The 11,984-nt window shown below is 68.1% G+C and carries 1 protein-coding gene and 1 pseudogene; both read left to right on the top strand.

Going from position 1 to position 11,984, the window contains the following annotated elements; translation table 11 throughout:
* Positions 1–9,615, top strand: a 9,615-nt coding sequence (locus A5658_RS00760; protein ID WP_197503002.1) for a non-ribosomal peptide synthetase, incomplete at its 5' end; no start/stop codon positions are given.
* A pseudogene (locus tag A5658_RS00755) lies at positions 9,567–11,984 on the top strand (AMP-binding protein); the annotation flags it as partial. The gene A5658_RS00760 and the pseudogene A5658_RS00755, both read left to right, overlap by 49 nt.

The raw sequence follows: 11,984 nt of genomic DNA, 5'->3' as shown, positions 1-11,984 counted from the left end.
CTCCTCAACCTCGACAAGGTCGGCATCGACGACTCCTTCTTCGACCTCGGCGGCCACTCCCTGCTCGCCATGCGCCTAGCCACCCGCATCCACACCGAACTCGGCATCGACATCCCCGTGCAAACCATCTTCGACCAACCCACGGTTGCCGCCCTCGCCGACTGGGCGCGTCCGAACGACGCCCAACCCACCGCGTCGGCATTGACGGCTCGCGAGCGGCCGGCGGTCATTCCATTGTCCTTTGCCCAGAGTCGACTCTGGTTCATCGACCAATTGCAAGGCCCGTCACCGGTTTACAACATAGCCGTGGCACTGAGGATGCGCGGGCGACTCGACGTCGACGCGTTGGCCGCCGCGCTTTCCGATGTGGTGGATCGTCATGAAAGCCTGCGCACGCTGTTCGTCGCCACCGACGGGATACCCCAGCAATGTGTGATACCCGCCGAGCAGGCCGACTTCGGCTGGCAGGTGGTCGACGCGACCTCATGGCCGGCCGACCGGTTAGAGGAGGCCGTCGGCGAGGCGGCCCGGCACAGCTTCGATCTTGCCGCCGAAATACCTTTGCGGACAACACTTTTTCGTGTCAGTGAGAGCGAGCACGTGTTGGTGGGCGTGGTGCACCACATCGCCGCCGATGGGCTGTCGATCAACCCGCTGGTGCGAGATCTGGGGATGGCCTACGCCAGCAGGTGTGCCGGACATGCACCGGGCTGGGCCGAATTGCCGGTGCAGTACCTCGATTACACGTTGTGGCAGCGCGCGCAGCTCGGCGACATCGACGACGACGGCAGTCCCATCGCCGCGCAGCTCGGCTATTGGGTGGACGCTCTGGCGGGCATGCCCGAGCGGCTGCAGCTGCCCACCGATCGGCCCTATCCGCCGGTCGCCGATCAGGACGGCGCCAAGGTGGCGGTGGACTGGCCGGTCGAGTTGCAGCAGCAGATTGCTCGGGTGGCTCGCGAACACAACGCCAGCAGCTTCATGGTGATGCAGGCCGCCCTGGCGGTCCTGCTGGCCAAGCTCAGCGCCAGTTCTGATGTCGCTGTGGGCTTTCCGATCGCGGGGAGGCGTGACCCGGCGCTAGACGAGCTGGTCGGTTTCTTCGTCAACACCCTGGTACTGCGAGTCGATCTGACCGGCGACCCGACCATCGCCGAGGTGCTCGACCAGGTTCGCGCGCGCAGCCTGGCCGCCTATGAGCATCAAGATGTGCCCTTCGAAGTCATCGTCGAGCGGCTCAACCCCACCCGAAGCCTGGCCCATCACCCGCTGGTGCAAGTGTTGTTGGACTGGCAATACCTACCCGCCGATGCCGGGGAGGACGCCGCCGCATTGACGCTCGGCGACCTGTCCGTCACTGCGGTGCCGGTGGACGCCCGCACCGCGCGGGTGGACCTGTCGTTCTCGCTGGCCGAGCACTGGAGCACAGCCGGTGAGCCCGCGGGGATCGGCGGGTCGGTGGAATTCCGCACCGACGTGTTCGACGCCGCCAGCGTCCGGCTGCTGATCGAGCGGTTGCGCCGAGTGGTGGCGGCGATGACCGCCGATCCGGCCCGCCGGCTGTCGTCGATCGACGTGCTCGATGCGGCCGAGCATGCCCGGCTGGAGGGCTGGGGCAACCGGGCGTCGTTGACCCACCCCGCACCCACCCGGGTGTCGGTTCCGGTGCAGTTCGCCGCACAGGTGGCCCGTAAGCCGGCGGGCGAGGCGCTGACCTTCGGGAGCACCTCGCTGACCTATCGAGAGCTCGACGAGGCCGCTAATCGGTTGGCGCACTTGCTGTCCGGCCATGGCGTCGGCCGAGGTTCGTGCGTGGCGTTGATGTTGGAACGCTCGGCTCAGGCTGTCGTCGCGATGCTGGCGGTGTTGAAGACCGGGGCGGCCTACCTGGCGATCGACGCCGCGCTGCCCGACGCACGCATCGCGTTCATGCTCGACGACGCCGCCCCGATCGCCGCGATCACCAACGCCGGGTCGCGCGGACGACTGCACGGCCGCGACCTCCTGCTGATCGACATCGACGACCCGGCTGTCGGCCACCAACCCGACACCGCACCGCCGGTGCCCGACCCGGACGACATCGCGTACCTGATCTACACCTCGGGCACCACCGGCACGCCCAAAGGCGTTGCCGTCACCCACCACAACCTGAACCATTTGGCGGCGTCCTCGCCGCGGAACCTGCCGGCGGCACAGGTGTGGACGCAATGCCACTCCTACGCTTTCGACTTCTCGGTATGGGAGATCTGGGCCGCGCTGCTGTGCGGGGGACGGTTGGTGGTGGTCCCCGACTCGGTGGTTCGCTCACCGGAGGACTTCCACGATCTCCTGGTCCGCGAACACGTCAACGTGCTCACCCAGACTCCCTCTGCGGTGGCCGCACTCAGCCCCCGAGGGTTGGAGTCGGTGGCGCTGCTGCTCGGCGGTGAGGCCTGCCCGGTCGAGGTGGTGGATCGATGGGCGCCTGGGCGGGTGGTGATCAACGCCTACGGCCCCACCGAGGTCACGGTGTACGCCTCGCTGAGCTCGCCGTTGCCAGCCGGAATCGACACGGTACCGATCGGCGCGCCGGTATCGACGACGGCGCTGTTCGTGCTCGACGAGTCGTTGCGGACGGTGCCGGCCGGTGTCGTCGGCGAGTTGTACGTGGCCGGACGTGGTGTGGCCCTTGGGTATCTGGGCCGGCCGGGGTTGACCGGGTCGCGATTCGTGCCGTGCCCGTTCGGTGCGCCGGGCACTCGGATGTATCGCACCGGTGATCTGGTGCGATGGCGCGCGGACGGCCAACTCCAGTATCTCGGGCGTGCCGACGAGCAAGTCAAGATTCGCGGGTATCGCATCGAGCCCGGCGAGGTCGAGGCCGCCCTGGCGGCGCTCGACGGCGTGGAGCACGCCGTGGTGATCGCGCGCGAAGACCGTCCCGGCGAACCGCGCCTGGTGGGCTACCTGACCGGGACCGCCGACCCGGTCACCGCGCGGGCCGCCCTCGCCGAGCGACTACCCGCCTACATGGTTCCGGCCGCGGTGCTGGCGTTGACCGCGCTGCCCTTGACGGTCAACGGCAAGCTCGACAAACGGGCCCTGCCGGTGCCGGAGTACGACGACACCGAGCGCTACCGGGCCCCGAGCACCCCCACCGAGGAAATCCTGACGCGCATTTACGCGCAGGTGCTCGGGCTTGAGCGGGTCGGAGTGGACGACTCGTTCTTCGACTTGGGCGGGGATTCGCTGTCGGCGATGCGCCTGGTCGCGGCCATCAACAACGAAATGGCCGGCGGCGTCAAGGTGCGTGCCGTGTTCGAGGCGCCCGCGGTGGCCCAGTTGGCGCTCCGGATTGGCGCCGACGAAGATCTGCTCGAGCCGTTGGTGGCCGTCGCGCGGCCCGCGGTCATCCCGTTGTCGTTTGCGCAGCAGCGGCTGTGGTTCATCGACCAATTGCAAGGCCCGTCACCGGTTTACAACTTGGCGGTAGCGCTGCGGCTACGCGGACGACTCGACGCCGACGTGCTCGCCGCCGCGCTCTCCGACGTGGTGGGCCGCCACGAAAGCCTGCGCACGCTGTTCGTCGCCACCGACGGGATACCCCAGCAGTGCGTGATACCCGCCGAGCAGGCCGACTTCGGCTGGCAGGTGGTCGACGCCACCGCGTGGCCGGTCCAGCGGCTGGAAGACGCCGTCGGCGAGGCGACCCGGCACAGCTTCGACCTTTCCGCCGAAATACCATTACGCGCAACGCTTTTCCGGGTCGCCGATGACGAACACGTGCTGGTCGCCGTTGCGCACCACATCGTCGCCGATGGCTGGTCGATCGCCCCGCTGGTGCGAGATCTCGAGACGGCCTACACCGGCCGGTCTGCCCGCCAGGCGCCGGGATGGGCCGAATTGCCGGTGCAGTACGCGGATTACACGTTGTGGCAGCGCGCGCAGTTCGGCGATCTCGACGACAGCGGTAGTCGCATCGCCGCGCAGGTGGGTTACTGGCAGCAGGCCCTCGCCGGGATGCCCGAGCGGCTCCAGTTGCCCACCGATCGGCCCTATCCATTGGTCGCCGATCAGCGTGGCTCCACCGCAGCGATCGACTGGCCGGTCGAGTTGCAACAGCAGGTGGCCCGGATGGCGCGCGAGCACAACGCGACCGGCTTCATGGTGATGCAGGCCGCGCTGGCGATCCTGCTGGCCAAGCTCAGCGCCAATTCTGATGTGGCAGTGGGCTTTCCGATCGCAGGGCGCCGCGATCCAGCACTGGACGGGCTGGTGGGTTTTTTCGTCAACACCTTGGTGCTGCGGCTCGACGTGTCCGGGGATCCCACCGTTGCCGAATTGCTGGCTCAAGTCCGTCAACGCAGCCTGGCCGCCTACGAACACCAAGACGTGCCTTTCGAGGTGCTGGTCGAGCGGCTCAACCCCACCAGAAGCCTGACCCATCACCCGCTCGTGCAGGTGATGTTGGCGTGGCAAAACCTGCCCGGCGAGGCCGGCGAGCCCGCCACCGAATTAACGCTTGGCGACCTGTCGGTCACCCCGCTGCCGGTCGACACCCGCGCCGCCCGGGTGGACCTGTCGTTCTCGTTGGCCGAACGCTGGAGCAGCGCCGGTGAACCCGCGGGGATCGGCGGGTCGGTGGAATTCCGCACCGACGTGTTCGACGCCGCCAGCATCGACACGCTCATCGAGCGGTTGCGTCGCGTGGTGGTCGCGATTACCGGCGCTCCAGACCTGCGACTGTCGTCGGTGGATGTGCTCGACGAGACCGAGCACGCGCGGTTGGACGGCTGGGGCAACCGGGCGTCGTTGACCGCGCCGGTGAGCGCGCCGGTGTCGATTCCGGCGGTGTTCGCCGCGCAGGTGGCATGGACGCCGGAGGCGACAGCGCTCACCCTCGGCGAACACTCGATGACGTATCGAGAACTGGACGAGGCGTCGAATCGGTTGGCGCATCTACTGATCGGCCTCGGCGCGGCCGCGGGGCAGCGGGTGGCGCTGTTATTGCCACGGTCTAGCGAAGCCGTCGTCGCGATCATGGCGGTGCTGAAAACCGGTGCGGCGTATGTCCCGATCGATCCGGCGGTGCCCGCGGCGCGGATCGGGTTCGTGCTCGATGACGCCGCACCGATCGCGGCGATCACCACGGCAGGGTTGGCCGGTCGGCTGGGCGGGCGCGACCTGTTGGTGGTCGACGTCGACGATCCCGTCGTCGACAGCCAACCCGCTACCGCACCGCTGGCACCGGCCCCCGATGGCATCGCCTACCTGATCTACACCTCCGGCACCACCGGAACCCCGAAGGGGGTGGCGATTCCACACCGGAACGTCACGCGATTGCTCGAGGTGCTGAACGCGGAATTGGGCCTATCGGCCGGACAGGTGTGGACGCAGAGTCATTCGCTGGCCTTCGACTTCTCGGTCTGGGAGATCTTCGGTTCGCTGCTGCACGGCGGGCGGCTGGTGATCGTGCCCGATTCGGTGGCGCGCTCGCCGGAAGACTTGCACGCCATGCTGGTTGCCGAAAAGGTCAACGTGTTGAGCCAGACCCCGTCGGCGTTCTATGCGCTGCAGACCGCCGACGGATTATCGCCCGAGCTGGGCAGCCGGCTGCGGCTCGAACTCGTGGTGTTCGGCGGTGAGGCGCTGGAGCCCCAGCGTCTCGGTGCCTGGCTGGACAGCCATCCGGGCCTGCCCCGTCTGATCAACATGTACGGCATCACCGAGACGACGGTCCATGCCTCGTTCCGGGAGATCCGCGCCGACGACGTCGACAGCACGGCGAGCCCGATCGGTCTGCCGCTGGCCCATCTCGGCTTCTTCGTTCTGGACAGTTCGCTGCGGCCGGTGCCGGCGGGCGTGGTCGGCGAGCTGTACGTGGCCGGCGCCGGCGCCGCCTACGGGTACGTGGGACGCAGCGGGTTGACCGGCACGCGGTTTGTCGCGTGCCCGTTCGGAGCGCCCGGGGACCGGATGTATCGCACCGGAGATCTGGTGTGCTGGAATGCCGATGGACAGCTGCGGTATCTGGGACGCGCCGACGAGCAGGTCAAGATCCGCGGGTATCGCATCGAGCTCGGCGAGGTTCAGGCCGCGCTGAGCGAGCAGCCCGGTGTCGGGCAGGCGGTGGTGATCGCCCGCGAAGACCGCCCCGGGGACAAGCGGCTGGTCGGCTACATCACCGGGGCCGTCGACCCGGCCATGGTGCGCGCCGCGCTGGCCGAACGGCTGCCCGCCTACATGATCCCGGCCGCGGTGGTGGCGGTCGACGCGCTGCCGCTGACCGTCAACGGCAAGCTCGACACGAAAGCTCTGCCGGCCCCCGAATATCACGACGTCGATCGTTATCGCGCCCCGGAAGACGCCGTCGAGGAGATCCTGGCCGGCATCTACGCCCAAGTCCTGGGCCTCGAGCGGGTCGGCGTCGACGAGTCCTTCTTCGAACTCGGCGGCGACAGCATCCTGTCGATGCAGGTGGTGGCCAGAGCTCGGGCCGCCGGGGTGGTGTGCCGGCCACGCGACGTGTTCGTCGAACAGACCGTGGCTCGGCTGGCCCGGGTTGCCGAGGTGACGGCCCGTGCGGAGCAGGTGATCGACGAGGGCGTGGGGCCGTTGACGGCCACCCCGATCATGCGCTGGCTGCACGACATCGACGGCCCGACAACGGAATTCAACCAGTCGGTGCTGCTGCAGGCCCCCGCCGGGGTGACCGAAGCCGACGTGGTGGTGATGCTGCAGGCCTTGCTGGACCGCCACGCCATGCTGCGACTGCGGGTCATCGACGACGGTGCGGGCGGTTGGTCGCTGCACGCGCCCGAGGCGGGTTCGGTCGATGCCCGGGTGTGCCTGCGAACGGTCGATGCGCTGTCCGACGACGCGGTCGTGACGGCGCGGTCGCTCCTCGATCCGGCCGGCGGGGTGATGCTCAGCGCGGTGTGGGCGGCGTCCACCGCTCAGTTGGCGATGATCGTGCATCACCTGGCCGTCGACGGAGTGTCGTGGCGAATCCTGTTGGAAGACATCAACATTGCCTGGTCTCAACATCGCGCCGGCCAGCAGGTGGCATTGCCGGCGACCGGTACGTCGTTCGCCAGGTGGTCAGCTCTGCTGGCAGAGCATGCCCACAGCCCGTCCGCCGTCGGCATGACCGAAGCCTGGCGTCGGGCCGCTGCGGTGCCCGCCGCGCTGCCAGCCGTGCGCCCCGAGGAGGACACCTTCCAGACCGCGGGCCAGTTGTCGGTGCTGCTCGATAGCGAGACCACCCAGCTGCTGCTCGGCGAAGTGCCGAGCGCTTTCCACACCGGGATACACGACATCCTGCTGATCGCGTTCGCCTTGGCGTGCACGGAGTTTCAGGGCACCGGCGGCGCGCCGGTCGGGATCGACGTGGAGGGCCACGGCCGCCACGACGAGCTGTCCGCCGACGTCGACCTGTCTCGGACGGTGGGTTGGTTCACCACTAAATTTCCGGTGGCACTGACCGTCGGCGGGCTGTCCTGGGTGCAGGTGGTGGCCGGCGACGCCGGGCTGGGCGCGGTGATCAAAGCCGCCAAGGAGCAGCTGCGCGCGCTACCGGATCCGTTGACGTACGGTGTGCTGCGCTACCTGAACGCCGACGTCGATCTGGGCGGACCGGACCCGGTGATCGGGTTCAATTACCTTGGCCGCCTTGGTGGTTCATCGGCGGCGGCGGCCAACGAGGGGTGGTGCATCAGCCCGGACAGCGGGACTGTGACCGCGGTGTCCACCGCCATCCCGATGCCGTTGCTGCACACCGTGGAGCTCAACGCGGGCACGGTCGACACCGACACCGGCCCGCACCTGCAAGCCGGCTGGACGTGGGCGCCCTCGGCGCTCGATCACGCGCAGGTGAGCAGGCTGAGCCGGTTGTGGTTCGAGGCCCTGGCCGGTATCTGCGCGTATGTCAGGCGGGGTGGCGGCGGGTTGACGCCGTCGGACATCGCGCCGGCCCGGCTGCGTCAGCAACAGATCGACGAACTGTGCCGGCAGTATCGCGTCGCCGACATTCTGCCGTTGACGCCCCTGCAGCAGGGTCTGCTGTTTCATGCGAGTGCCGGGCATGCCAGCGGCGCGCAAGGTAGCGACGACGTCTACGCGGTGCAGCTGGATATCACGCTGACCGGTCGGCTGGATCCGCGTCGGCTGCGTGATGCCGTGCAGGCGGTCGTGACTCGGCATCCCCATTTGGCGGCCCACTTCTGCCCGCAGTTCGACGAGCCGGTGCAGATCGTCCCGGCCGATCCCGTCGCTCAGTGGCGACTTGTCGACCTGAGCGGCGCAGACCTCGACCTCGACCTCGACGAGCAGGTCGGGCGGGTGTGCGCCGACGAACGCGCCGCGGTCTTCGACCTCGCCGACCGGCCGGCATTTCGGGCGGTGTTGATCCGCACCGCCGACGATCAGCACCGATTTGTGCTGACCAATCACCACATCGTGCTCGACGGCTGGTCACTGCCAAACCTGTTGCGGGAGTTGTTCGCCGGCTACTACGGGCAGCGGCTCCCACCGGCCGTGCCGTACCGCCGGTTCATCGCCTGGCTTGCCGGGCGGGATCGCGACGCCGCCCGCGACGCCTGGCGCGAGGTGTTGGCCGGCTTCGACACCCCCACATTGATCGGTCCACCCGACCGGTTGGGGTTGGGACCGCGAGACGTCGCATCGTTCCGGGTGCCTGAGCACACCACTCGGGCGGTCGCCGAGCTGGCCCGCTCGTCACACACCACCGTCAACACCGTGCTGCAGGGCGCCTTCGCGACCGTGCTGAGGTGGCTGACCGGCCACCACGACATCGCCTTCGGCACAGTGGTTTCCGGCCGCCCCGCGGAGGTGACCGGTGCGGAGTCGATGATCGGCCTGCTGATCAACACCGTGCCGGTGCGGGCGACGATCGACGCGGCCACCACCACCACCGACCTGCTCGACCAATTGCACAACGCCCACAACCACACCCTCGAACACCAACACCTGGCGCTGTCCGACATCCATCGGACCACCGGTCACGAGCGGCTGTTCGACACCGTTTTGGTCTACGAGAACTATCCGACCGACGCGGCCGCATTGTCGGGCGCGGACGGGTTGGTCATCAGCGGGCTCACCAACCGCGACCACTACCACTACCCGCTGGCGATCCAGGCCGTGCCGGGCCGCGAACTGGAACTCGTCGTCCAATATCGAGCGGATGTGTTCGACGCGGCCATCATCGAAGCGCTGATCGAGCGGTTGCAGCGAGTGCTGACTGCCATGGCCGACGACGCGACACAGCCGTTGTCGGCGATCGACCTGGACGAGCGGGCGCTGTTCGCCCAGCCTCCGACCGCGTCGACGGCGGAGTCCGGGCATTGCGACAACGGTGCCGGTTATCGTGCTCCAACCACACTGGTCGAGCAGATTCTGGCCGGCATCTGGGCCGAGGTGCTGGGTGTGGACAGGGTGGGGGTCGATGAGTCGTTCTTCGATCTCGGCGGCGATTCGCTTTCCGCTATGCGGGCGATCGCAGCGATCAACACCGCGCTTGACGTTCACCTCGAGGTGCCCGTGTTGATCAACGCGCTGTCCATCAGCAGTCTGAGCCGGCAGTTGGCCAGACACGTCAGCCCGGCCAGGGATCTCTGAGCCGCCGCATGCGGATCGCCGATGTCTTGCCGTTGACCCCCTTGCAACAGGGGTTGTTGTTTCACGCCGTCGCGGCGCGGGGCAGTGCCGACGATGTGTATGCGGTGCAGCTCGGTATCGGGTTGAGCGGCCGGCTGGATGTGCATCGGCTGCGGGATGCGTTGCATGCGGTGGTGCATCGGCATCCCCATGTGGCGGCGCGGTTTTCCGATCAGTTCGACGAGCCGGTGCAGATCATTCCGACCGATCCGTGGGTGCCGTGGCGCTATGTCGACGTCGACGGTGTCGGGGTGGACGAGCAGATCGAGGCGGTGTGTGCGGCCGAGCGTGCCGCGGTGTGTGATCTGGTGGATCAACAAGTGTTTCGCGCGGTGTTGATCCGCCTGGGTGAGGATTCGCATCGGTTGGTGTTGACCAATCACCACATCGTGATGGACGGCTGGTCGCTGCCGATCCTGGTGCGTGAGTTGTTCGCCAGCTACGACGGGCAGCGCCTACCCGAGCCGGGTTCGTATCGCGCCTTCGTGTCCTGGCTGGCCGCACGCGACGGGCAGGCCGCCCGCACCGCCTGGCACGAGGTGCTGACCGGATTTGAGACCCCAACCCTGGTCGGCCCACCCGCCCGGTTGGGGCTCGGCGCGCGGTCGGTGGCGTCATTTGTGGTGCCAGCGGCGGTCACTGCGGCTGCCGCCGAGTTGGCCCGCGCCTGCCACACCACCGTCAACATCGTGTTGCAGGGCGCCTACGCCCAGCTGCTGTGCGCGATGACCGGGCGCGCCGATATCGCCTTTGGCACAACGGTATCCGGGCGGCCGGCCGAGATACCGGGCGCCGAGTCGATGGTGGGCTTGTTGATCAACACCGTGCCGGTTCGGGCCAACCTGAGCGCGGCCGCCACCACCACCGACCTGCTGGCCCAGTTGCACCAGGCCCACCACCGCACCCTGGACCATCACCATCTCGCGCTGTCCGACATCCACCGCCTCAGCGGCCACGAGCAGCTGTTCGACACCTTGTTCGTCTACGAGAACTACCCGCTCGACGCCACCGACCCGCTGCGCGTCGACGGGCTGACCGTCTCCGAATTCAGCAACCGTGAGTACAACCACTACCCGCTGACCCTGCAAGCGATACCCGGCACCGAACTGGGCCTGCGCATCGAATACGACACCACGGCGTTCACCCCCGCCGACATCTGCACCCTCGCAAGCCGTTTCACTCGGATGCTGGCCACCATGACCCACACACCGACCCGAACCCTGTGCTCGATCGATGTTCTCGACCACACCGATCACGCCCGCCTGCACGACTGGGGCAACCAGGCCATGCTGGCCCGCCCCGCGCCGGCCGGCATCTCCATCCCCGCGGCGTTCGCCATCCAGGTCGCCGCCGTCCCCGACGCCGTCGCGATCAGCGACGGCTGCCACACCCTGACCTACCGTCAACTCGACACCGCCGCCACCGCACTGGCGCACCAACTGCGCGGCTACGGCGCGGCTCCCGGCGCCCGCATCGCCGTACTCATGCCCCGCAGCAAAGACGCCGTCGTCACGATCCTGGCCGTGCTGAAAACCGGGGCCGCCTACCTGCCCGTCGACCCGGCCCTCCCCGACACCCGTATCGCGTTCATCCTGTCCGACGCCACACCCATCGCCGCTATCACCACCCCCGAGCTACGCGAACGGCTGCACGACCCTGACCTTCCTGTCATCACGACCACCGCCGCCGCCCCGCGCGGAACCCCGCTACCGCACCCCGTCCCCCACGACATCGCGTACGTGATCTACACGTCCGGCACCACCGGCACCCCCAAAGGCGTGGCCATCACCCACCGAAACGTCGCCGAACTCCTGCATTCACTCGACGACGAGCTCACACCGAAACAGGTTTGGTCGCAATGCCATTCGTTGGCTTTCGACGTCTCGGTGTGCGAGATCTGGGGAGCCCTCTTGCGCGGCGGGCGGCTGGTGATTGTGCCCGAGACGATCACCTACTCACCGCACGACCTTCGCGCCCTGCTCGCCACCGAACACGTCACCGTCCTCAGCCAAACGCCGTCGGCGTTCTACGCGTTGCAGACCGTGGACGGGCCCGAACAGCTGGCGCTCGAGGCCGTGCTGTTCGCCGGGGAAGCCCTTGAGCCACAACGGATCAGACCTTGGCTGGACAATCACCCCCGTCTGCCACGGCTACTCAACCTGTACGGCACCACGGAGACGACCGTGCATGCGACCGTTCGGGAGATCGTCCCCGGCGACGTCGAGAGCACGGTAAGCCCCATCGGGGTCCCGTTGTCGGGGGCGGCGTTTTTTGTGTTGGACGGCTGGCTGCGGCCGGTGCCCGCAGGTGTGGTCGGAGAGTTGTATATC

This window comes from Mycobacterium sp. 1245111.1, assembly GCF_001673405.1.
Classification (GTDB): Bacteria; Actinomycetota; Actinomycetes; order Mycobacteriales; family Mycobacteriaceae; genus Mycobacterium.
The sequence above is the reverse complement of the archived record's forward strand: the minus strand, read 5'-3'. Positions and strand labels throughout refer to the sequence as shown.